General features: G+C 68.7%; 22 protein-coding genes. 16 read left to right on the top strand and 6 right to left on the bottom strand.

The annotated features are described in order from the left end of the window. Window positions 1–16: 16 nt before the first annotated feature. Window positions 17–1,732, bottom strand: a complete 1,716-nt coding sequence (locus JQX13_RS12610) for an NAD-dependent malic enzyme (protein ID WP_203409252.1) — start codon at window positions 1,730–1,732, stop codon at window positions 17–19. Window positions 1,733–1,934: 202 nt separating this feature from the next. Between JQX13_RS12610 and JQX13_RS12605 the strand changes: the two genes are divergently transcribed. Continuing rightward, window positions 1,935–2,492 (top strand): DUF2378 family protein, encoded by a 558-nt coding sequence (locus JQX13_RS12605; protein WP_203409251.1) that lies wholly within the window; start codon window positions 1,935–1,937, stop codon window positions 2,490–2,492. Between the two features lie 3 nt (window positions 2,493–2,495). Here JQX13_RS12605 and JQX13_RS12600 read toward each other — a convergent pair whose 3' ends face one another. From JQX13_RS12600 to JQX13_RS12590, 3 genes are read right to left on the bottom strand one after another with little or no spacing between them, the layout of a single operon-like run. Further along, on the bottom strand, window positions 2,496–3,203 hold the full coding sequence (locus JQX13_RS12600) for a 2OG-Fe(II) oxygenase family protein (protein WP_203409250.1): 708 nt from the start codon (window positions 3,201–3,203) through the stop codon (window positions 2,496–2,498). Between the two features lie 14 nt (window positions 3,204–3,217). Further along, window positions 3,218–3,679 (bottom strand): FKBP-type peptidyl-prolyl cis-trans isomerase, encoded by a 462-nt coding sequence (locus JQX13_RS12595; RefSeq protein WP_203409249.1) that lies wholly within the window; start codon window positions 3,677–3,679, stop codon window positions 3,218–3,220. A 38-nt stretch (window positions 3,680–3,717) separates the two neighbouring features. Continuing rightward, the gene (locus JQX13_RS12590) at window positions 3,718–4,509 is read right to left on the bottom strand and encodes a hypothetical protein (protein ID WP_203409248.1); all 792 of its coding nucleotides are present in this window, start codon (window positions 4,507–4,509) and stop codon (window positions 3,718–3,720) included. Window positions 4,510–4,684: 175 nt separating this feature from the next. Between JQX13_RS12590 and JQX13_RS12585 the strand changes: the two genes are divergently transcribed. The 3 genes from JQX13_RS12585 to JQX13_RS12575 all read left to right on the top strand — a co-directional run bounded on the left by JQX13_RS12585 (window position 4,685) and on the right by JQX13_RS12575 (window position 7,853). After that, window positions 4,685–5,938, top strand: a complete 1,254-nt coding sequence (locus tag JQX13_RS12585; RefSeq protein WP_203409247.1) for a phospholipase D-like domain-containing protein — start codon at window positions 4,685–4,687, stop codon at window positions 5,936–5,938. A gap of 71 nt (window positions 5,939–6,009) precedes the next feature. After that, window positions 6,010–6,882, top strand: coding sequence for an energy transducer TonB (locus JQX13_RS12580; RefSeq protein WP_203409246.1), 873 nt, complete (start codon window positions 6,010–6,012; stop codon window positions 6,880–6,882). A 137-nt stretch (window positions 6,883–7,019) separates the two neighbouring features. Beyond that, on the top strand, window positions 7,020–7,853 hold the full coding sequence (locus JQX13_RS12575) for a sterol desaturase family protein (RefSeq protein ID WP_203409245.1): 834 nt from the start codon (window positions 7,020–7,022) through the stop codon (window positions 7,851–7,853). Here JQX13_RS12575 and JQX13_RS12570 read toward each other — a convergent pair. Beyond that, a complete protein-coding gene (locus JQX13_RS12570) occupies window positions 7,772–8,029 on the bottom strand; it encodes a hypothetical protein (protein WP_203409244.1) in 258 nt (85 codons plus the stop codon). The two genes, JQX13_RS12575 and JQX13_RS12570, sit on opposite strands and share 82 nt — an antisense overlap. A gap of 270 nt (window positions 8,030–8,299) precedes the next feature. Here JQX13_RS12570 and JQX13_RS12565 point away from each other — a divergent pair, with 270 nt between their 5' ends. The 10 genes from JQX13_RS12565 (at window position 8,300) to JQX13_RS12520 (ending at window position 19,963) form a co-directional block, all read left to right on the top strand. Then, window positions 8,300–10,252 (top strand): alkaline phosphatase PhoX, encoded by a 1,953-nt coding sequence (locus JQX13_RS12565; RefSeq protein WP_203409243.1) that lies wholly within the window; start codon window positions 8,300–8,302, stop codon window positions 10,250–10,252. Between the two features lie 90 nt (window positions 10,253–10,342). Next, entirely contained in the window at window positions 10,343–12,109 is a 1,767-nt protein-coding gene (locus JQX13_RS12560) for a hypothetical protein (RefSeq protein ID WP_203409242.1), read from the top strand. Between the two features lie 143 nt (window positions 12,110–12,252). Beyond that, window positions 12,253–12,990 carry a dienelactone hydrolase family protein gene (locus tag JQX13_RS12555; RefSeq protein WP_203409241.1) on the top strand — a complete coding sequence of 246 codons (738 nt, stop codon included), beginning with the start codon at window positions 12,253–12,255 and terminating at the stop codon, window positions 12,988–12,990. A 245-nt stretch (window positions 12,991–13,235) separates the two neighbouring features. Further along, window positions 13,236–14,405, top strand: coding sequence for a polysaccharide deacetylase family protein (locus JQX13_RS12550; protein WP_203409240.1), 1,170 nt, complete (start codon window positions 13,236–13,238; stop codon window positions 14,403–14,405). Then, on the top strand, window positions 14,393–15,529 hold the full coding sequence (locus tag JQX13_RS12545) for an aminotransferase class V-fold PLP-dependent enzyme (RefSeq protein WP_203409239.1): 1,137 nt from the start codon (window positions 14,393–14,395) through the stop codon (window positions 15,527–15,529). Before JQX13_RS12550 ends, JQX13_RS12545 begins: the two co-directional genes overlap by 13 nt. Further along, window positions 15,526–16,686 (top strand): GNAT family N-acetyltransferase, encoded by a 1,161-nt coding sequence (locus JQX13_RS12540; protein WP_203409238.1) that lies wholly within the window; start codon window positions 15,526–15,528, stop codon window positions 16,684–16,686. Before JQX13_RS12545 ends, JQX13_RS12540 begins: the two co-directional genes overlap by 4 nt. A gap of 41 nt (window positions 16,687–16,727) precedes the next feature. Beyond that, the gene (locus JQX13_RS12535) at window positions 16,728–17,498 is read left to right on the top strand and encodes a hypothetical protein (protein WP_203409237.1); all 771 of its coding nucleotides are present in this window, start codon (window positions 16,728–16,730) and stop codon (window positions 17,496–17,498) included. 403 nt (window positions 17,499–17,901) lie between these two features. Next, window positions 17,902–19,053 carry a DUF2380 domain-containing protein gene (locus JQX13_RS12530; protein WP_343211081.1) on the top strand — a complete coding sequence of 384 codons (1,152 nt, stop codon included), beginning with the start codon at window positions 17,902–17,904 and terminating at the stop codon, window positions 19,051–19,053. Between the two features lie 5 nt (window positions 19,054–19,058). Then, a complete protein-coding gene (locus JQX13_RS12525; RefSeq protein WP_203409235.1) occupies window positions 19,059–19,529 on the top strand; it encodes an NUDIX hydrolase in 471 nt (156 codons plus the stop codon). Window positions 19,530–19,555: 26 nt separating this feature from the next. Next, window positions 19,556–19,963, top strand: a complete 408-nt coding sequence (locus JQX13_RS12520; protein ID WP_203409234.1) for a GrpB family protein — start codon at window positions 19,556–19,558, stop codon at window positions 19,961–19,963. Window positions 19,964–19,981: 18 nt separating this feature from the next. Here the strand turns inward: JQX13_RS12520 and JQX13_RS12515 are convergent, their stop codons facing one another. Continuing rightward, the gene (locus JQX13_RS12515) at window positions 19,982–20,398 is read right to left on the bottom strand and encodes a hypothetical protein (protein WP_203409233.1); all 417 of its coding nucleotides are present in this window, start codon (window positions 20,396–20,398) and stop codon (window positions 19,982–19,984) included. 223 nt (window positions 20,399–20,621) lie between these two features. Here JQX13_RS12515 and JQX13_RS12510 point away from each other — a divergent pair, with 223 nt between their 5' ends. Next, window positions 20,622–21,857, top strand: coding sequence for an esterase/lipase family protein (locus JQX13_RS12510; RefSeq protein WP_203409232.1), 1,236 nt, complete (start codon window positions 20,622–20,624; stop codon window positions 21,855–21,857). A 134-nt stretch (window positions 21,858–21,991) separates the two neighbouring features. Continuing rightward, window positions 21,992–22,588, top strand: coding sequence for a DUF2378 family protein (locus tag JQX13_RS12505; protein WP_203409231.1), 597 nt, complete (start codon window positions 21,992–21,994; stop codon window positions 22,586–22,588). The last annotated feature ends 57 nt before the right edge of the window (window positions 22,589–22,645 follow it).

Here is a 22,645-nt window from a genome sequence, read left to right as displayed (position 1 = left end):
GGGCCGACCCGGTGCCTCACTGCCCCGGCGCGCGCCGCAGGGGGAGGAACTCGGGCCGCCACATCTCGGCCTCGAGCAGGCCCTCGAGGTCCTCGGGCAGCTCGCGCGTGGCCACCTCCTCCTTCACCGCCTGGCGCATCACGGCGATGGCCACCTGCCGGCTCGCCGCGCGCAGCCTGTCCATGCGCGGGTAGAGCGCGCCCTGCGCCAGCCGGGCGCCGTCCGTGTAGTCCGCCAGCGCCAGCGACGCCGCCGTCAGCATGCCGTCCGTCACCCGCTTCGAGCGCGTCAGCAGCACGCCCAGCCCCAGGCCCGGGAAGATGAAGGCGTTGTTGCCCTGGCCCACCGGGTGCGGCGCCCCGTCCCACTCCACGTCCTCGAAGGGGCTGCCCGTGGCCACCAGCGCCTTGCCCTGCGTCCACCGGTAGATGTCCTCCGGCACCGCCTCGCTGTTCGCCGTGGGGTTGCTCAGCGCGAACACCACCGGGTAGGGCGTGTTGGCCGCCACCGCCTTCACCACGTCCTCGCCGAACGCCGCGCGCTGGCCACTCAGGCCCAGCAGCACCGTCACCTTCGCCTCCCGCGCCGTCTCCAGCAGGCTGGGAATCGCGCCCTTCAGCTTCCAGCCCGCCACGCGCGACGGCTCGTGCGCGAACTCCAGCTTGTAGGGCTCCAGCCCCTTGCGGTCCTTCAGGATGAGGCCCTTGGAGTCGATGAGGAAGATGCGCTCGCGCGCCTCCTTCGTGCTCAGGCCCTCGCGCTCCATGCCGCGGACGATCTGCCGCGCCACGCCCACGCCGCCCGCGCCCGCGCCGTGCACCACGTACACCTGCTGCCCGAGCGTCGTCTGGCTGCGCCGCGTGGCCGACAGCAGGCCCGCCAGCACCACCGCGCCCGTGCCCTGCACGTCGTCGTTGAGCGAGGGCAGCACGTCCCGGTACCGGTCCAGCACGTCGAAGGCCTTCTGCTTGCTGAAGTCCTCCCACTGCACCAGCACGTTGGGGAAGCGCTTCTTGAGCGCCATCACGAAGGTGTGGATGAAGTCGTCGTACTCCTTGCCCTCCATGCGCGGGCGCTTCACGCCCAGGTAGAGCGGATCATCGAGCAGCTCCTTGCGGTGGGTGCCCACGTCCAGCTCCACCGGCAGCGTCACCGCCGGGTCGATGCCCGCCGCGGCCGTGTACAGGGACAGCTTGCCGATGCAGATGGCCAGGCCGCCGAAGCCCTGGTCGCCGATGCCCAGAATCCCCTCGTTGTCCGTGGCCACGATCAGCTGCACGTCCGGGAAGGGCGTGTTCTCCAGCATCGCGTCGATGTCGCCGATGTTCTCCGGGCTCACCACCAGCCCGCGGGGGTAGCGGTAGATGCGGCTGAACTGCTCCACCGCCTGCGCCACCGTGGGGGTGTAGATGATGGGCATCATCTCCTCGATGTGCCGGTTGAGCAGCGCGTAGAAGAGCACCTCGCTGCGGTCCTGCAGGGCGCGCAGGAAGACGTGCTTCTCCAGGTCCGAGCGGAAGGAGCGGAAGTTGGCGTAGGAGCGCTCGATCTGCTCGTCCAGGGACGACACCTTCGGGGGGAGCAGGCCCATCAGCCCGAACTCGCGCCGCTCCTCCAGCGTGAAGGAGGGACCCTTGTTGAGCAGGGGCAGGCGGGTGAGCACGAGCCCCGTGAGGTTCGTCTCCAGGTAGGGGCGGCCGTTCGCGTCGAGCTTCTTCTCGTACTGTTTCATGGGAGAAACTTCGTCTTCGTTTGGGGGGGCGCTCCCTTAACGGCTTGCCCGTCCCCTCAACAAGGCCTCCCACCAGGCGGGCATAAGAGGGGGCTCGGGTCTCCCATGCATTCGGCCCACGACGCCGCGTGCCAGCGCATCGCGTCAAGAACCCCTACGATTCCCTCCCACTCCCCAGGTCATCGCGCTAGGGTGACGGCGCATGTCGGACACACCGCTCATCTTCAACCACTCACTCCAGGGGATGCTGTCGCGCGCCTTCCCGGAGGGGGTCCCCGCCGAACTGAAGGCGAAGCTGCTCACGGTGGGAGTGGACCTGGGCAAGCCGCTGCTGCCCGCCTACCCGGTGCAGACGTGGGCGCGCTGCATCGAGCTCAGCGCCCCATTCGTCTTCCCCCATGAGCGCCGCGAAGTGGCCTGGCGCAAGCTGGGCGAGCGGATGATCGACGGCTACCAGGACTCGATGATCGGCGGCGCCATGTTCTCCATGCTGCGCATCCTCGGACCGCGGCGGATGCTGCAACGCGCCCAGAAGAACTTCCGGACCGGCAACAACTACTCGGAGGTGCGTGTCACGGAAGTCTCGCCCACGGCGATGGACCTGTGGTTCAACGAGACGGATGACGTGCTGCGCCACTTCACCGTGGGCCTGGTGATCGCCGGCATGCGCGCCGGCGGCGCGGCGGAGCCCCAGGCGGAGATCCTCCAGAAGGACGCGAAGGGGATGACCCTGCGCGCCTCCTGGAAGAACAAGGACTGAGCCTCACGGAGCGGGGCGTCCGCCGTACATCGTCTCGGCGCGGTGGAACATCACCCACGAGGTGATGATGTACTTGTCGTTGGACTCCGGCCGGTTGCCGCGATGGGTGTGGGTGAAGCCGGCGGGGAAGATGAGCATGCGGCCGGCCTTCGATTGGACCTTCTTCTCCTGGTAGAAGAACTCGGTCTCGCCGCCCTGGCTCACGTCGTTCAGGTAGAACTGGAACGCGAGCACCCGGTGCAGCGGCTCGCAGCTGGCGTCCTTCGGGAACACCTCCGAGTGCCAGTGCGGATAGCCGCCCGTGCCCTTCAGGTACTTCTGCACCTGGAGGTTGCCGTAGCGGTAGAGCATGCCGATGAGCTGGTCGAGGTTCGGGTCGCCGATCTCCGCGAAGTTCTCCCGCGTGAGCGTCACCACCTGGCCCGTCGTCGGGTGCTTCATCGCGAGCGAGACGGCGCCGATCATCGCGTACAGGTACTTGCGCAGGTAGCTCCGGAGCGGCGGGAAGGCGTGGTCCAGCAGGCGGCGCAGCAGGTCCTGGTACTCGGGGTGGGCGTTGAGCAGCAGGTCATGGCTGTCCTTCTTGGACAGGTCGACGCCGCCCCCGGTCTGGCCCCGGTGCTTGTGGGGGCTCTTCTCGAAGAGCTGGATGATTTCCTGGCACAGCGCGGGCGACAGGACGCCGTCGTGGACCTCGATGAAGTCGGTCATGGCGGTGTCGTGCCTCAGCGGACGCTGATCAGCTCCACGTCGAAGACGAGCACCGAGTTCCCGGGAATGACGCCGGGGTAGCCCGCCTCGCCGTACCCGAGCTCGGAGGGGATGACGAGCCGGCGCTGGCCTCCCACCTTCATGCCGGCGACGCCCTCGTCCCAGCCATCGATGACCTCGCCCTTGCCAAGCGTGAACGAGATGGGCTTCTCGGGGGTGTCACGGCTGGTGTCGAACATGGACCCATCCGGGAGCCAGCCGGTGTAGTGCACATTGACGATGCGGCCCTGGGTGGCCTCGGTGCCGGTGCCCACCACGAGGTCCTGCGTGTAGAGCCCGGAGGCGCTGCGGTTCATGGCGTCGAGGTCCACGCCCAGCGAGGCCGCGTACTTCACCTTCGTGGGGTCTCCCGTGTCGCCGCACGCGGACGTGAGGAGGAGCAGGCTGGCGGAGAAGATCAGGAGCAGACGGTTCATGGCGCGAGCCTACCAGTGGAGGCGCGCGTCCTGGCGTTTCAACGAGAGCGACCGCGCGGGCCGCCGCCCGCCCACTGGTAGCCCACGGTGGCACCCGAGCCGATGAAGCCCAGGGCGATCGTCTTCCGGAACCACGCGAGCGTGCCCCGGTTGCCCACGACTTCTTCCAGCACCCCGTGCGCGACGACGCCGAGCAGCGTGCCCACGGCCGCCCCGCCCAGTGCGCCCAGGAAGGCCTGTCCCCGGTCCCGGCTGCCATTGAAGGCCAGCTCGCCGAGCCCCCAGGTGCCCAGCGCCGCGAGGGGAGGGGTCAGCGCCATGCCCGCGCCGAAGGCCGCCACGTCCAGCTCCGACCAGCGCCCGCCCGCCTCCGCTGGCTGCAGGAACAGCAGCCCTCCCACCAACGAGCCCGTGAGGCCCCCGGCCGCCGTCTCCGCCGCCGTCACCCACAAACGTTCTCCCTCCAGGCGGCTCGCGCCATACACCCCCCCGAGCGGCACCAGCGCGAACGTGCCATAGGCCACCCAGGCTCCGGCCGTGACGGGTGCATCCTCCACCAGCCGCGGAGGCAGCGCGCTCGTGTTCCGCGGGGGCGGCTCGTGCCGGGGGGCGTCGGCAGATGAATCGGACTCCACGACGGGGATGGGGGTGGACTCGACCCCCTGGTCCGGAAGCAGGGAGAGCGCCACGGGGATTCCCCGGGCCCGCGCCGCCAGGAGCCCCTCATGGACGTCCGTGAGGGGCCGGCCGGACGCTGGCGGCGACACGAGCAGGGCTCCCAGGAGCACGAGGGAGAGCAGATGGAAGGACAGGCGGACAGGCAGGCGCATGGTTCTCGAGAACGGACCCGTGTGTCGCGCAGGGATGGGGTCGCCCTCCCGTTTCGTCCACCCGCGCACCCCGATGGCCCTGTTCCAGCGGACAGAGAACGGTTCGCCGTGTCGACAGGTGGACGGCGTGTGCGTGCTGGAAGGCAGTCTCCGGGGACGTGACTAGCTTGCGTGCGTGAAGACCTGTTGGCCGCTGCTGGTGCTCGCCCTTCTGCTGGCGGGCTGTCCCCTGCCGAACCATCGGCTCGCCCTGCGCATCCACGACGATGTGCCCGACACGCACGAGGGCCTGTCGCTCGCCTGGTACCAGACGGTGGGCGTGGAGCTGGAGCCGGGCAACCAGGTGCAGCTCGTCCACAACGGCCACGTCTTCGACATCCTCGAGCAGGAGATTCGCGCCGCCCGCTCCAGCATCCACATCCTCGTCTACATCTGGCGCGCGGGAGACCCGTCGGACCGGCTCATCAAGGCGCTGCGCGAGCGTCACCCCGGAGTGGCCTGCCGCATCCTGGTGGACCCGCTGGGCAGCATGCGCTTCCAGGCGGATGTGGGGCCCCAGCTCGTGGCGGCTGGCTGCGAGGTGCGCGTGTTCCGCCCGATACGGGGCACCATCGCCACCTTCAACCTCAAGCGCCTCCAGTCGCGGCTGCACCGCAAGCTCGCCGTGCGGGATGGCGTGTCCGGGCTCACCGGCGGCTGGGGCATCTGGAAGAGCTGGGAGGGCAACGGGAAGAAGCCGGGCGAGTGGCGCGACGCCAACATCTGGGTGCAGGGGCCGGCGGTGCGCGGCATCCAGCTCGCGTTCGCGCAGAACTGGCAGGAGGCCGGAGGTGGCATGCTCCCGGACGACGCCTTCCCGGACCCCATCCCCGCCTCGGGCGAGGCCCGCGCCGGCTTCGTCACCCACACGGCCGCGCCCGTGCTCACCAACGCCGAGCGCATGACGCTGCTCGCCATCGCCTCGGCGAAGGAGCGGCTGTGGATCGCCAACTCGTACTTCATCCCCACCGGCGCCATCCAGGACATGCTCATCGCCAAGGCGAAGGCCGGGGTGGACGTGCGGGTGCTCACGCCCGGGCGCCACCACGACATCCCTCCGGTGCACGAGGGGCAGCGGGCCACCTACGCGCGGCTGCTGGAGAACGGGGTGCGCATCTGGGAGTACGAGGTGTCGATGATGCACTCCAAGACGCTGCTGGTGGATGACCGGCTGTCGATGGTGGGCTCGACGAACCTGGACCCGCTGGCGTTCAGCGCCGAGGAGGGCTCGCTGGTGGTGGACGATGCGACGCTGGCGTCGCAGCTCGCCAAGGACTTCGAGGAGGACATGCGCCACTCGGTGGAGATTCGCTGGGACTCGTGGCGCCGGCGCGGCCTCTTCAAGCGGCTGTCGGAGCGGGTGACGGTGCTCTTCGGCAAGTACCTCTGACGCCCGCCCGCCCCCCTTCCTTCCAGGGGCGGTTGCTGGCCGGAGCGCCATGACATACAGGCTGCGGGGAGATGACGCCGGGAGCCACGGACAGAGCCACGCAGCGGGTCGCCTCGCGAGGGGCCGGACCTGGAGGCACCCTGTCTCGCGTCTCCCTGGCCCTCGGGGCCTCGGTGGTGTTGCACGTGTTGGGCATGGCGGCCCTGTGGCGCGATGCGTCGGAGCCGGAGCGCTCCCGGGCGGGCGGGCCGCTCGAGGTGGAGCTCGTCTGGCGCGAGGCGGCGCGGAGTGCCGGAGCCGAGGGGACCGGGCGGCGCTCCCCGGAGGACCTCGAGCCAGTGCGTCCGCCCGAGCGTGTGTCGCGCCGGGTGGAGAAGGCGCCCGGGAGGAGCACGGTCGCGACGCCCTCCCGCGCGGAGCGGGCTCGGCCCCCACCGTCGACCGAGGCCCGGGTGGAGGAGCCGGGAGCCGCGTCCGCCGGAGAACCTCCAGAGGCCACGGCCCTGGCGGCTCCGGGAGGGTCCGAGGCGGGCACGCCCGAGAGAGGTTCGCCGGAGACCTCCGAGGGCGCTCCAGGCGGGAGTACCTCCGGGGTGGGCCTCTCCTCGGGAGGCGGCGTGCCGGGGGCGGGGGTGGACTCGGAGTTGCTGGCATACCGTGAGTGGCTCTCTCGCCACGTCACCCGGCAACGGCGCTACCCGGCGCAGGCGGTGCGACTCGGGATGGAGGGCACCGCGCGGGTCCGCGTCCGTATCAACCGGGATGGCTCGCTGGCGGCGCCCCCTCGACTGGAGGGCTCCTCTCGCTTCCGGGTGCTGGATGCCGAGGCCCTGCGCATGGTGAAGGCCGCCGCTCCCTTCTCCCCACTGCCTCCTGAACTTGCCCGGGAGTCCGCCGAGTTCGTCATCCCGGTGAGCTTCTCCCTGCGCTCCGCGGCCGGTTGAGTCTTTTTTTCGAGGGGAGGTGGAGTCACCGTCTCGCCGACCGTCCGTTCACCCGCTAAGCTGGGGCCTTCGACAGGGAGGCTTCACGGCATGTCTGGTTTGCCCGCTTCCCGTGTGCGTCACCGCGGGAGGGCGGAATGGACGGCTCGAACACCACGCTCCACACAATCCTGGCGATGTACCAGGAGGAGCGCTTCTTCTTCATCGCCGTCTGCTCCACGCTGTTGAGCATCACCGCGTTCCTGGCGTTCGCCCTGCCTTGGACGTGGGTTGCCTACAAGAATCCCGAGTCGTTGAAGAAGTACCGGGTACAAGGCAGGGACTTCCCGGTGCGGCGCTGGTTCGTGCCCTCGCTGCAACGGTTCGCCTTCAACAACCTGGTGTCCTTCATGAGCGTGCTGGTTTCCTGGCCGCTGCTGCGCCTGTCGGGCATCCACTCGGGCGAGCTGCCGCCCTGGTACGTCATCGTCGGGCAGATTGCCTTCTTCATCGTCCTGGACGATTTCCTCTATTACTGGATGCACCGGGCGCTGCACACGCGCTGGCTCTACAAACACATCCACTCGGTGCACCACCGCATCACCACGCCCTTCGCGCTCACCGGCAATTACATGCACGCGGTCGAGTTCATGCTGACCTCGACGCTGGTGATGATGGGGCCCGCGCTGGTGGGGGCGCACGTGGTGACGCTGTGGGCGTGGATTGTGTTCCGGCAGCTCGAGGCGGCCGATGGGCACTCGGGCTACGACGTGCCGTGGAACCCGGCGCTGCTCGTTCCCTTCTACAAGGGGCCCGTCTACCACGACTTCCACCACCGGCGTTTCTTCGGCAACTACGCCGGTTTCTTCTCCTACCTGGACAAGCTCTTCGGCGGCACCTACTCCAAGGGCTACGAGGAGTACCGCCGGGCGCAGCCGCAACCGCAGCCGCCGCCCCAGGCGGAGCCGCAGCCCCAGCCACCGCAGCCGTAGCCGCTACGGCCGGTGACCTGGAGGTTCTCCAGCTCGAGCAGCACGGGGGCGCCCGCGAGCTTCGGGAGGGTGGCGTTGGGCTCGAGCGGGGTGTGGCGGATGACCGGCGAGATGCCGCGGCGAGCGGTGATGACGTGCGAGGGGCGGAGCTCCAACTCGGGGGCGGGCGTGCTCATGGCGCCTGTCTGATCCCTCCGGTGCGCGTGTCACTCACCGGCTGGGGAAGGAACTGGGAGCTACAATGGATTGCGCCCCGCGTCATGGGACAGCCGCACGGATGGGGCGACTGAACTCCAAGTGCGAGCAGCCGGGCGAGCGGATGCATTTGTAACGGGAAGGTCACGCCTCCTCTTGCGGAGAGGTCACCCGCCGCCGGAGCATCCGCGGGCCTTCGGAGCCGGCCTGGCGACAGCGGCTCCGAGGGCATCTCAAGACGAGGGGACAGGATGCGATTGGTTCATTCGAGGTGGAAGCGCCGCACGGGGCGCTTGATGTGGGCGTCGCTGACGGCGCTCGCGCTTTCCGCGTGCAGTGGTGAAGACGGAGCGCCTGGGGCCCAGGGTCCACAAGGCCCACAGGGTCCGCAGGGCCCGGCGGTTGGCGGTGGCAAGTCACTCAGCTTCACGCCGGTGAATGCCGCGCGCACGCTGGACGAGAAGCGGGCCGTCTACGCCAGCCCGAAGGCGAACGTGAACGGCCAGGAGGTCGCCATCCAGTACGAGACCGTGCTGCGCTCCGGCCAGCCCATCGGCGAGCACATCTTCGGACGGATGATCCAGAAGGACGGCCAGCCGGTGAAGAACGCGGACGGCTCGGAATTCATCTCCCCGTCCAACGACTTCTCGGCGCTCCTTCCAGTGGGCGGCAAGCTCTTCGAGCTCACCCAGTTCGAGACCACGCCCGCGGCGATGTACCTCTCCGAGCTCCGCCAGGAGCCCAATGGCAAGCTCACGGTCCTCAACACCCGGCCCATCGACTTCTCGGGAGTGGAGGGCTACTGGACGCCCTGCGCTGGCAGCGTGTCCCCCTGGAACACGAACCTGAGCAGCGAGGAGTACCCGACGGATGCGCGCGTGTATGAGAACGCGGCCTCGGTGAGTGCCCTCACCTCGGCGGAGCGCTCCATGCTGCGCTACTGGGGGCTGGATCCGGCCACGGCCTCCATCGACGAGGCGAAGGCGGTCTTCTCCCCGTACCGCTATGGCTACGTGGTCGAGGTCGCGGTCGACGGCTCGGGCACCACCACCGTCACGAAGCACTACGCGGCGGGCCGGCGCGCGCTCGAGCTCGCGTATGTGATGCCGGATGAAAAGACCGTCTACCTGAGCGACGACGGCAGCAACGACAGCTTCTACATGTTCGTGGCGAAGCGGCCGGGGGACCTGTCCGAGGGCCAGCTCTACGCGGCGCGGTGGTTCCAGACCACCGCTTCGGGTCTGCCCTCGGGCCGGGCGGACATCTACTGGCTGCCCCTGGGTCCCAGCGCGACGGACGCGGAGGTGAAGGCGCTGATCGACGGCGGCATCCAGTTCTCGCACATCTTCGAGACCGAGCCCCAGTCCGCCGATGGCACCTGCCCGAGCGCGGACTCCGGGTTCCGTGCCATCAACACCGAGACCGGTCGCGAGTGCCTGAGGCTGAAGCCCGGTCAGGAGCTGGCGGCCTCGCGCCTGGAGAGCCGCCGGTACGCGGCCTATGTCGGGGCCACCACCGAGTTCCGGAAGACGGAGGGCATCACGTTCAACCCCACCGCCCACCGGCTCTACGTGTCCTTCAGCGAGTTGAACCACGGGATGATCAACGACCCGGCGAACAAGGATCTCGGCGGGCCCAATCACATCCAGGTCGCGCGCAACGACTGTGGCGCGGTCTACGAGATGGCCGTTTCGCCCAACGCTACCATCGGGAGTGACTACGTCGTCGAGTCCGCCGCGCCGCTCGTCGAGGGCATCTGGCTGAAGGCGCCTGGCGCGAGCCTCTACCCGAGCAACAGCCCCTACTACGATCCCACCTTCACGCTCCCGGACGGCAACGGCGTCCCCCAACCGGCGATCGTGAACGTGTGCAGCGTGAATGGCATCGCCAATCCCGACAACCTGTCCTTCATCAACGGGTACGACACGCTGCTCATCGGCGAGGACACCGTCGACGGCCACCAGAATGACATGGTGTGGGCCTACAACATCGTCACGCGTGAGCTGACCCGCATCTTCTCCGCGCCCTACGGCTCGGAGACGACGGGCGTCTACTTCTATCCGAACATCAATGGCTATGCGTACATCAAGGCGCAGGTGCAGCACCCCTATGCCGAGTCCGATACGGACAAGGTGGTGGGGTCGGATCGGAACGTGACGCAGTCGTATACCGGTTACATCGGCCCGTTCCCGGCGATGGACTGAGCAGGCGCATCCGTATCACAGACAACCGTGGGGCATTCCCGGGAGGAGACTTCCGGGGATGCTCCGCGGCATTCCTCGTGGGAGCAGGACATGGGCCGCCAAAGGGCGACAGGAATCGTGCTGGTAACCGGGTTGCTCGTGGTGGGAGCGGCCGTCGTGTGGCGTTCGGGCGGCTCGCGTGGCCCCACGCCGACGCCGACACCGGTCGCCCAGGTGCGGGAGGCGCTCGCGGCCACCCTGCCAGCGAACGCACGCGTGCCGCCCCGGCTCTCGAATCCAGCGGCCTACCTGCCGGCGCAGTGCTACGCGGTCACCCAGGACACACCCGGCGGCCGCACGCACAACGGCTGCTTCGCGTGTCACCAGACGCCCCGCGCGCCCAACTTCGTCGAGGACGCCGAGGTCCAGACGGTCCTCTCGGTGGCGCGCTCCGCCGAGGAGAATCGCTGGACGAACGTGCTCCAGCCGCCGCCGCCCGTCGAGCTGCCCGACGCCGAGCTGCTGGCCTGGGTGCGCTCGAGCAATTACGTGGATGAGCGTGGTGGGCTCCGGCTCGCCGCGGCGCTGGCACATCCGCCCGCCGCCTGGGACGTGAACGGGAATGGCCGGTGGGAGGGCTACACCCCGGACTGCTGGTTCCAGCCAGACACCGAGGGCTTTGATCATTCACCCGACGGGCGCATGACGGGCTGGCGCGCGTTCGCCTATGCCCCGTTTCCAGGCATGTTCTGGCCCACCAACGGGAGCGCGGGAGACGTGTTCATCCGGCTTCCCGACGCGTTCCGGAGGGACCGGGACGGACGCGAGAGCAGGGCCGTGTATCGCATCAACCTCGCCATCCTGGAGGCCTTCATCCGCCGGGTGGACGTGCCGCTGCCACCCACGGATGAGCGCGAGCTCGGCTCGGATCTCGACGGAGATGGCGTGCTCGGGATGGCGACGCGCGTGGCCTTCGTGTGGCCGCCGAAGCCCGAGCGTCCTTTCGGATACGTGGGGCAGGCGGCGGGGCTGGACCGGACACGGGAGGGCTGGCCCGCGGCCGGCCTCTACCCACGAGGCACCGAGTTCCTCCACAGCTTGCGCTACCTCGATGTGGACGGAGACCAGGTGCGCATGGCGGCTCGGATGAAGGAGCTGCGCTACATGCGGAAGACCCGCTGGCTGACGTACAGCGACCTCCAATTGGCGGCCGAGGCGGAGGTCCGGGAGAAGATGAAGCACCCCGACAAGTTGAAGACGGTGCTCGCGGACGCGGAGCGCGGCGTGGGCACGGGCTCCGGTTGGTTGATGCAAGGCTTCATCGAGGACGCGGGCGGGGAGCTGCGTCCCCAGAACGTCGAGGAGACCACCGCCTGTATCGGGTGCCATGGCGGCGTGGGCGCGACCACGGACAGCACCTTCAGCTTCGCGCGCAAGCTGGACGCGGGCTCGGCCTTCCAGGCGGGCTGGTACCACTGGGGGCAGCGGGGCCTGAAGGGCATCCCGGAGCCGAAGCGAGCCGATGGACGGGGCGAATACGCCCACTGGCTCGAGCAGGTGGGGGGAGGTGACGACTACAGGAGCAACGACGAGGTCCAGGCGCGCTTCTTCCGGAGCGACGGGACGCTCGAGCCCGACGCGGTGAAGGCGCTGACGAAGGACATCTCCCTCCTGCTCGTACCGTCCCCGCGTCGCGCGCTCCTGTTGGACCGGGCCACCCTGGCGCTGGTGAAGGCACAGCGGTTCGAGCGCGGGCGGGACGTGCTCGTCGGGGCTCCTCCGAAGGTGAAGGCCCGGTTGGAGCAGGATGGGGCGACGGGAATCGACGAGGCCGTTCTCCCCGGTTGGGTGGGCCCGGCGAAGTCCGCCTCACGCTGAGCGGGTGCTCGGGTCGTCCACTCCGTCATGGATGACGACATGCCTGGGGACCGGCGAGGAGATAGGCGGCGCGTCGTTCCTGTGGCACGGGCTCGTTCCATGAATTAGAGCCGGTTGACGAAACCGTGGGAGGACAGAGGCTCATGCAAGACGTGGACATCAAGACGCCTGAAGGCACGATGGACGCGAAGTTGTTCCATCCAGACGGACAGGGACAGGCGCCGGCGGTCATCCTGCTGACGGATGCGATGGGAATCCGGCCGGCGTTCGAGGCCATGGCGCGGCGGTTGGCGAAGGCGGGATATGTCGTCCTGCTGCCGAACGTCTACTACCGGGAAGGCCGCGCGCCGCTGCCCAACCTCGAGGGCTCCTTCGCGGACGAGACGCTCCGCAAGCGCATCTTCGGGCTCATCGCGACGCTGACGCCCGAGCGTGTCAGGACGGACGCCGCCGCCGAGCTCGACTTCCTCGCCAGTCAGCCGAGGGTGAAGGGCTCGCGGGTGGGCGTGGTGGGTTACTGCATGAGTGGCTCCATGGCGGTGCGCATGGCGGCGGACTTCCCGGAGCGGATCGCCGCGGCGGCCTCCTTCCATGGGGGACGCCTGGCCACGGATGAGCCCGACAGTCCTCACCGGGTGGTGGGGAAGGTGAAGGGCGAGCTCTACTTCGGCCATGCGGACCAGGACGGCTCCATGCCGGCCGAGGCAATCGCCCGGCTGGAGGCGGCCTTGAAGGAGGCGGGCGTCAAGGCTCGCTCCGAGCTCTACGCTGGCGCGCGCCACGGCTATGCGGTGGAGGGGTCGTCCGTCTACGACAAGGACGCCTCCGAACGGCACTGGAGCAGGCTGCTCGAGCTGTTCGACCGGACGCTCACGGCCTGAGCGTCTTCGTCGTCTCCGCGTCGAGCTGCCGCCCGAGCCGCTCCGACCCCGCTCCTGGCGCTCTGCCCTGGAGTCCCTGCTCTTCATCCAATGGCTGTCTGATGCGAGTGACGTGTTCACGCCTCTCCGGGTAGTGCCAGGGGAACGCTCGGGAATGCTTTGCCCAGCGTGGCCGCGCTTTCGCTGGTCTTTCAAGGAGTTACCGCTCCGGCGTGGTGGTTGCAATGCACCGGGTGGGGGGACTCATGAAGCAGACCCATACGTTCGTTGCTTCAGCCAGGCGCAATCAGGTCGACCTGGCGAGGTCAAGGAACCAGGTCGATCTGGCGAGGTCGAGGAACCAGGTCGATCTGGAGCGGGTGGTGTTGCGCGCGCGCATGGGCATCGAGCCGCGCTGGACGTCCTGGGTGACCAGGGGCGTGAAGGCCCTCTCGTACAACCTGGGCCTCCACCTGGCTTCCAGGTCCGTGAGAGCGCGTCACGCGGCCATCCTCTTCTATCACAAGGTCCAGCGGCGGCCGGTGGGCGTCTGGGGCGAGCCGGTGCTCGATGTCCGGGAGTTCGAGCGACATGTCGCCTTCCTGGCGCGAGAGTACCGGCCCGTGCTCCTGTCCGAGCTCGTCGCGGGGCTCTCCGGGCGGGTGGGGTTGCCCCCGAAGGTCGTGGCGCTGACCTTCGATGATGGCTATCGCAACAACCTGTACCTCGTCGCGCCCATCCTCTCGCGCTACGGCATCCCGGCGACGTTCTTCGTCACCACGGGATTGGTCGGCACCGACGGCTGGATGTGGGCGTATGAGTTGGAGGAGCTCTTCTCCCGCTACCCGCCCGAGCAGCTGTGCCGTGCATGTGGAGACCCGGCCATCACACGGCTTGGCTCGCTCGGCTTGAGTCCGCGCGTCCTGATGATGGCATGCGTCGAGTACCTCAAGGAGCTGCCGCACGAGAGCATGCTCGACATCGTGGGGCGGCTGCGCGCGGTGTTTCCGATTCCGGTGAATGACGAGAACCGTTTCCTCTCCTGGGAGGAGGTGCGGGAGCTGTCACGCCAGGGATTCGAGATTGGTGCCCACACGGAGCGCCACCCCATCCTCACGCGGGTTTCGCTCGCGGAGGTGGAGCGGGAGCTTCGAGCCTGTCGTGACACGCTCGAGGAGAAGCTGGGTGTGCGGCCGACGCTCTTCTCCTACCCCAATGGGGCCACGAACCCCGCGGTGACGGCGCTCGCGAGCCGTTACTTCGAAGCGGCTGTCACCACCCGGTCGGGGCTCTGCTCGCCAGAGAGCGGGCTGCTCGAGCTTCCACGCATCGGGGCTCCCGTACCGGTCTCGGAGTTGGCCTTCGAGCTGACGTGGAACCACCAGGAACCCGCGGTGAAACATTGGCTCGAGGAGGTGAGTGGATGGATGCGCTGATGGCCATTCCGTCGGTGCCGGATCTCGGTCCGGCGCACTGGGTGCCGCGTTCTGACCGTAGGGTCCTCTTCCCCTTCAACAGGACCGGGCTCGAGCTGACCTATCTGGGCCGCAATGCGGTGTGGTGGGCCGCCAGGTTGCTGGGGCTCGAGGGGTGGGAGGTCATCGTCCCGGCGTACCACCATGGCGTGGAGATCGCCGCCCTGCTCCACGCGGGAGCACGGCTCCGGTTCGCGCGCGTGGATGCGTCGGGGCGGATGGATCCGGACGACGTCCGCTCGCGCGTGGGGCCTCGCACGCGTGCCATCTATGTCATTCATTACGCGGGTTTCCCCCAGCCCCTGGAGGAGCTGGCGGAGGTCGCTCGCGGATGCGGCGTCTTCCTGATCGAGGACTGTGCGTTGTCGCTCTTCTCCCGCGAGGCCGACCGGCCGCTGGGGAGCAGGGGAGACGCCGCCATCTTCTGCTTCTACAAGACGCTCCCCGTGCCTCATGGGGGGGGCCTGCTCATGCGGGAATGCCGCGAGGCCGGGCCCATGGCACTCACACCGCCTCCGCTCCTGCCGACGCTCTCGCACCTGACCGGCTCGATGCTGATGGCGGCCGAGCGCCGCTCCCAGGGGACGGGCAGGTTGCTGCGCGGGGTGACGAAGTCCTTCACCTGTCATGTCCGGGCCATGGCGCGACTCGAGGACGTTCCGGTGGGAACCCAGGACTTCGACCCCTCGGTGGTCCATTTCGGGATGAGCGCCGTCGCCGAGAGGGTGCTCAGGAACGTGGACGCGGACGAAGTGGTGCGTCGCCGGCGCGCCAACTGGCTCCACCTCCACGAGCGTATTGGCAGACCCGAGCGAGCGACCTGGTCCTCGCTGCCGCCTGGGGTGTGCCCGCTCTTCTATGCGCTGGAGGTGGATGACAAGGATCGCGCGCTGCGCCTGTTGTGGTCACGCGGCATCCAGGCGGTCGACTTCTGGAGATCCGGCCATCCCGCGGCGACGTGCGAGCACTTCCCGGAGGTGACGGCACTCCGCCAGCGGGTGGTGGAGCTCCCCTGCCATCAGGGGCTCGGCCCCGAGGACATCGAGCACGTCGCGCGGGTGGCGCGAGAGGCGCTGGAGACATGAAGGTGGATGTCATTCGGGAGACGCGGGACTTCCTGGCGCTGCGCGGCGAGTGGCGGCGTTTGTGTGAGTCCAGTCGGGCTCGCGTCTTCAACACCTGGGAGTGGCTCTTCGGCTGGCATCAGCACCTCGGAGGACACCGGCGGCTCTTCCTCCTCACGGTGAGGGACGGGGAGGGCGTGCTCGCCGGAGTGCTGCCGCTCTCCATCGAGGAGCGGCGATGGGGAGGTGCCCGTCTGAGGTGGCTCCGGTTCCTGGGAGATGAGGGCGTGGGGAGCGATTACCTCGATGCCGTGCTCCGGCCCGGGGACGAGGCGTCCCTCACCGAGGCCCTGGCCGAGGCGCTCGCGAGCACCTGGCGCGAGTGGGACGTCCTGGAGTTGTCGGACATGGAGGAGACGTCCCCCACGGTGGCGCTCCTGGGCGCGCGCTGCCGAACGCGTGGGTGGAACCTCGAGAGCACCGCGCGCAACCGTTGTCCGTACGAGACGTTCGAGGCCGGCGAGGGCTTCGATACCTTCTTGGCGCGGGTGGCCCGGGCCGACAACTTCCTGCGTCGCCGCAAGTGGCTCGAGCGCCAGCGGGGCTTCGCCATCACGAGGGCGGAGGGACGTGAGGAACTCGCGCGCGCGCTGCCAGAGTTCCTCCGGTTGCATGCCTTGCGCTGGGGAGGGCGCAGCGCGCTCGATGCTCCGTGCATCCAGGCCTTCCACCAGACGGTGGTGCCGCTCCTGGCGGAAGCGGGAAGGGCTCGCATCTACTTGATGTCGGTGGAGGGCAGGGCGGTGGCGTCCGTCTACGCGCTGCTGCACGGACGCACCTTCAGTTATTACAACGCGGGATACGACCCCGAGTGGAAGGCGCGGAGCGTGGGGCTCGTCCTGGTGGGCGAGACGTTCCGGGATGCGCTGGCCGAGGGCTTCTCCGAGTATGACTTCCTGCGAGGCGTCGAGGCCTACAAGTCGGACTGGACGCGAGGGCTCCGGACGACGGTGCGGCTGCGCATCACCCGGCCGGCGAGTTGTGGCTCCTGGGTCGTGCGAGCCCAGGCCCTGGAGCGGACGGGGCGGGAGGTGCTTCGGGACGCGCTTCCCGAGGAAATGCTCGCGCGCGTCCGGCGGTGGAGGGCCATGGGCCGTCCAGAACAGGGACGGTGTTGACGCCTCACCCGACATGCTACAGACGGCCCATGCGAAGCGCGATGCGTCTTATCGGCCTGTGGGTGTTGCTCCTCGTTCTGTTCGTCGCCTTCTATGGCTTCTTCCGGCAACCCGGCACACCGCTACCGGACCTGTCGGGCTGGATTCCCGTGTTCCTCGTGGTGGTGCTCGCCGTGGTCGTCGGCGCCATCGTTGGCAAGCGAAACCAGAAGGGATGGCAATTGAACGCGGAGGGCAACACCCTCCTGTCGAGAGGGCGCATCGCCGCCGCTCTCGAGAAGTTCGAAACCGCGCGCCCCCTGCTCAAGAAAGAGGGGCAGGGCGTCATCCCCTTCAACGTTGGCGTGTGCCATCTGCATTTGTGGCACCTGGATGCGGCCGAGCGTGACTTCACCACGGCCCAGGACACCCAGGAGTTGCCCGCCCAGGTTCGCACGCACATCCCCGTGCGTCTTGCCCTGATCTCCGCGCTCAAGGGAGCCCTGGGCGTCGCGGAAGAGCGGCTCGCGGGGGCTCGGGCCCAGGACGCCGAGGATCCCCTCATCGTGCTCGTCAACGGCGTCATCGCCTGCCGACGCGAGGACTGGGCCCAGGCTCGAGCGCTGTTGGAAGGGCCCGCGACCCATGTTCTCGGCGGCCCCATGCGCGGCCTGAGGGATGCCCTGCTCTCCTGGAGCGTGGAGCGGCTCACGGGCGAGCGCCGTTACGTGGACCCCGTCACCGTGTTTGGTGAGGCCTCGACGGACAAGCTCCGCGAGTCCTGGCCCGCCCTGGTCCACTTCCTCCTGGAGCGCGCGAGGCAGGCTGCTTGAGCCGTACGCGAAGGCACGCCGCCTTCGCTTCCGTGGGCCAGGAGAGGATATGCGCACCGCCGCGTTGTGGACTCGGAGGGCGGGGCTGGTGCTCGCCCTGGCTCTGTTGACCACCGGTTGTGCGTCGCTGCCGCCACCGTCCAGCCACGGGACGCGCCTGCGTTACACACCGCGCGTGGCCGAGCCGCCGCGAGCCCTGGTGTCCCCACCACCCGCCATGCCGGAGCCGGGGGCATCGGAACGGCTGTACCGCCCCCGAGGCTCGCGTGGGGTGGGCCCTTGCTGCGTGGCGGGAGCCATTGGGGGAGCGGTCCCCCATGACGTCGCATGGACCCGTCGAGCGGTGCGCGGTGCCATTGACGATGTGTCTGTCTCCTCCGAGCGCATGGGGAGAATGCTCTCCATGCTCGCGACCAGCAAGGAGGGCATCGGCGGTCAGGTCGGCGGCGTGTTCAGGCCCTACGTCGCCCATGGCGTCAATCAACTGAAATGGATGAACGCCGCGCTCGGTGGTGCCACCCGTCTGACGAAAGCGGCCTCGGAGGTAGATGACCCGGATATGGAGCTCGCGCTCCTTCGGCTCACGGGCCCACGGCTCCAGGCCGCGATGTTCGGCTCCATCCTGCTGGCCACATGGCTCGACTTCCTGAACCTCGCCGACGTCGTGCTCGAGAAGTGCCCGTATTACAGCGAGGAGAAGCTGCTCGTGGACATGGCGCGCTGGCAGGAGATGCTCGAGCCGGCCATGACGGAGCTGGCGTCCCTGGAGCCAGGGCGGGTGGAGGCGGCGGCGAGCGAGCTTCCCGCGCTGATGGGCCAGCTCACCGCCGAGTTCGAGGCGACGCGTAGGGCGGTGCGCGTGGCGGAGGAGCGCGTGGGGAAGTTGATGGCGGCGGCGCAGAGCATGGAGATGCTCACCATGCTCTCGGCGATGAGAGTGTCGCTGCCCCGGCTGCCGCCGAGCGCACCCGCCACGCTTGGAGTGGGTATGGTGGTGGGCTCGAACGGCGTGATGATGGGGACGCGGATTGTGGTGTCCGCCGAGTGGGTGGAGATGATGCGCCGGCTCGTGCGGGCGGGCGTCATCTCCATTTCAGCTGTCAGCGCGGCCGTGCGGATCCACGCCGGCCAGGTGGTGATGGCGGAGGCTCACGACGAGCTGCCGCGGGGCGTGCGAGACGCGCTCGGTGATGGGCCAGAGGTACGTGGCATGCGCCAGACCGACAGGGCGGGGGCTGGCATGGCCGAGCCACCGCGGCACCACGTGCTGCCGAGAGAGTTCCGCGAGTGGTTCGAGAAGCGCGGCTTCACTGGCGAAATGAGCATCGACCAGTTCTGCGTCAGAATGGAGAAGGCAAACCACGAGGCGATCCATGGCGGGGGCGATTGGCGCCTGGGCCGCACGTGGCCCGGCGAATGGAACCAGATGATCATGAAGTCGCTAATCGACGCCGAGACTGCGGCTGGCCGGACGTTGACGCGAAGCGAGATCCTGAAAATCGTCGCGCATCGCATGAAGAGCTATAGCATTCCGATGGATTTCATTCCCTGGTGAGGGCAATGAGCGAAAAAAGTACTTGGCGAGACAATTGGAAGGTCCGCCTTTATGAACGAGTCCGCGAGCGTGGTTATGACTCGCTCACCGCCTTCGCGAGTGCCCGCCCCACTGCCTCGCTGATTGCATTAGCTGAGGAACTCGGCGAGGACGATGTCAACGCGGTGCAGGTGTTCAGCGGATTGGTCGCGGAGGCTGAGCGGAGCCATCAGGTCACACGTTTGGTGCGTGGGCAGCTTGTGCGCGAACTGGCCGAAAACCTCCCCGAAGGTTGGCCGGCCGTGCTGGACGATGCAAACCGCTTCGCCGTTGCCATGGCACTCTCCTCGTGGATTAGCTTCACCCCAGAGACCCACGAGGAGCGTGCGAGACAGATCATGACGGCTCTCCTCGCCACGCCGCCGCCGCCCGGTTGGCGCCCGCTCAGCCCCGACGACGAGCTGCTTCGCACGCTCCTGCCTGACGACGAAGTCTGAACTCCATCCCCTGGAGATGAAATCAGATGTTCGAGACCGTTCCCCGCATCATCGGGCCGTATGTCCGCGAGACAGTCGCCTGTCGTCCCTATGACGCTCGCGTGGTGGAGGTGGCCCGGCGCGTGGGTGAGGCTGTTCGCGAGCACCTGCCTGAAGTCATGGTGGAGCACGTGGGGAGCACCTCCGTGCCGGGCTGCGAGGGCAAGGGGGTCGTGGACCTGATGATTCCGGTCGAGCCCGGGCAACTGGAGCCGGTGAAGGCGCTGCTGGATGCGCTCGGATTCCAGAACTCCCGCGAGGCGGTCGACGCCATGGCCGAGCGCTTCCGTCGCCAGGGCCTCCCCGAGGTGGATGGTCCCCGGCAGACGGGTGACGGGTACTACGAGTGCGTCGTGCTCGACCCCGATGGTAATCGCATCGAAATCACCGTCTGAGCCGTGCCCGCTCGTTTCCTACGGCTGCATCAGGGACTTCACGAGCGCCAGGTACTTGGGGTCGTGGCCCTCGAAGAGCGCGTCGCCCCCTCCCTGGTAGGCCCGGAGGAGCTCCTCCCCGGCCCGCTCCCGGTTGCCGAGCTCCAGCTCACACTGCCCCAGCCTCAGATGGAGGATGGGCGGGCCCAGTCCCCCGAGGCTGCGCACCGCGCCCTGCAGCGCGTGCTTCCCCTCGCTGAACCGCCCCATCAGGAAGCACGTGTCCCCGATGGCGCACAGGATTCGAAGCGCCGCGTCGTGCTCCTCTACGGGCCTCGGAATGAGCGCGAGGGCCTCGCGGAACTTCAACAGCGCGGACTCGAGATCCTTCCGCTCCGCCAGCTCCTCCCCCATGGCGCACAGCTCGGCGATCCTCTCGTGGCGAGCGTCATCCATAGGGGGTGGGTTCTAGACCACTCGAGCGGTGGGCGGGTAGGCGCCTCGGGCAGGCGCGGGTTCACCAACGGATGTTCGAAGTTCCACATCTCGCGGGCCGCGGTGTGGGGGAGTGCACGCCGCGTTGGACCCGGGTGCGATGGCCGTGACTCCTCCCTTCGTCTTCACTGGCTCGCTGGCCCGGCGTCCCCGCGGCGGGGAGCGGCTCCCTGAGGTGGTCTCGATGAACCGTCATCTCGTGCTCGTCCCGGGCTTCGGTGGGTTCGATGCCCTCGGAACCCTGCGCTACTACGAAGGTGTCACCCGCGTGCTGGAGCGGACGCCGCTCGTCCTGCACTACTTCCCCAACCTGCCCACCGCCAGTGTGCGCACCCGCGCCGAGCAGCTCCGCGCCTTCCTCGACGAGCGCTGGCAGCGCAAGGTGTTCCGTCCCGGAGACGAGCTCCACCTCGTGGGACACTCCACGGGGGGGCTCGACCTGCGCCAGCTCCTGCACCTCTACCGCGAGCTGGAGCGCTCCCCGAATCCACGCGGGGAGGCTCCGGCGCTGAAGGTGCTCGGCCACATCCGCTCGGTGCAGTTCCTCTCCACGCCCCATCGCGGCACCAACCTCGTCCGCCGGATGAACCAGCCGCTGGTGCGTGCCCTCCTCATCCGCCCCCTGCTGCGCGCCTGCTTCGAGAGCGCGCGCGGGTTGCGCGAGCGCGGTACCGCCGCGAGCGGCTGGCTGCTTCGCCACGTCCTCTTCCGGGGCAAGCGCCAGGCGTCGGCCAACTGGATCGACGCCCTCCTCGACACGCTGGAGGGCAGCTACTGTGACGAGGGCGCGTACCCGAGCGCGCTTGCCCGCGCCGCGTACTTCGAGCTGCTGCGCTGGTTGCTCCACATGGCCAGCGACTCCTCGGCGCTGAGCGACCTCAACCCCGAGCGCCTCGGTGACGCGCCTCCCAGCCCCGCGCACGAGGACGACCCCGAGGGCGAGCGGCGCTTCCTCGTCGAGCACGGCATCCGCTACGCCTCCATCGTCACCGTGGCGCGGCCCCGCACGGGGCGGTGGTTCGATCTCTTCAACCGGCTGCATGCCTTCACGGCCGAGTCACCGGTGGCGCGGCTGGGCCCGGCGCAGGCCGTGCAGAAGCTGCTGGAGCCCCGGTCCGCCCGGATGCTCACCCCGGCGGACAACGACGGGCTCGTCAACACCGTCTCCCAGGTCTGGCCCGACGCGGCCTCGAGCTTCCTCGTGGATGCCGACCACGCGGACGTCATCGGCCACTTCCAGGCCGACACCTCCGAGGACCCACATGGCACCTTCAAGCGCTATGACCTGCTCAACTCCTCCTCGGGCTTCGACGCGCTGGCCTTCGCCGAGCTGTGGACGCGCATCGCCGCCTTCGCGGAGGGCCGGGCCTACCTCGAGCCCGGCCCCACGCCGCACCCCTTGAGCGGCGTCTCGCGGTGAACAGCCCGGTGCCCGATGGGGAGCACCAAACGTCATCCATCCACCATCACCTTGCCCGGGTGATCGCTCCTGGACTGGGGACCCTGGGGCCGCGTTCCTAATTTTTCGGTGTGACTGTCATGGGAGCGTGGAGCATGCAGGGGCTCGGGGAGACTCGGGAGCCGGGCGCCGGGCGTTCGTCCGCGGCGCAGCGGCGGTTGGTGTTCGAGCACACGGTCGAAGGGCTCTTCCGCTTCTCGCTGAGCAGCCGGCTGTCGGCGCAGGCCTGGCAGGCGCTGAGAGGGGTGGGCATCGACCTGGCCAGACCCCTGCTGCCCGCCTACTCGGACGAGGCGTGGAAGAGGGGCCTGGAGATCGCCGTGGCGGACCTCTATCCGCTGCTGCCGCGCGAGGAGGCGTGGCGCCAGCTGGGGCGCGAGGTGGTGAACGGCATGACGCACACGTTGATGGGGCGCGCCATGGTGGGCGTGGCCCGGCTGCTGGGGCCGCTGCGCATGCTGCGTCGGCTGAACAACACCCTGCGCAGCGCGGACAATTACGTGGAAGCGCACATCACCGAGCTGTCTCCCACCGCGTGCGAGGTGGGGCTCAACGAGGTGATGGAGCAGCCCTCGTATTACCAGGGCTTTCTCGAGGCGTGCGTGGCCCTGGCCGGCGGCCGGCGGGTGCGCACGCGGGTGGTGTCGCGTGAGGGACGCGGCGCCCTGTTTCACGTGGAGTGGGAGGAATAGCTCCCGGGATGTGAGGTGAAGTCTACCCACGTGGGTAGCAGGAGACTCGGCGAGCGG

This window comes from Archangium violaceum (assembly GCF_016859125.1).
Classification (GTDB): Bacteria; Myxococcota; Myxococcia; order Myxococcales; family Myxococcaceae; genus Archangium; species Archangium violaceum_A.
This window is presented reverse-complemented; position numbering and strand designations above follow the sequence as displayed.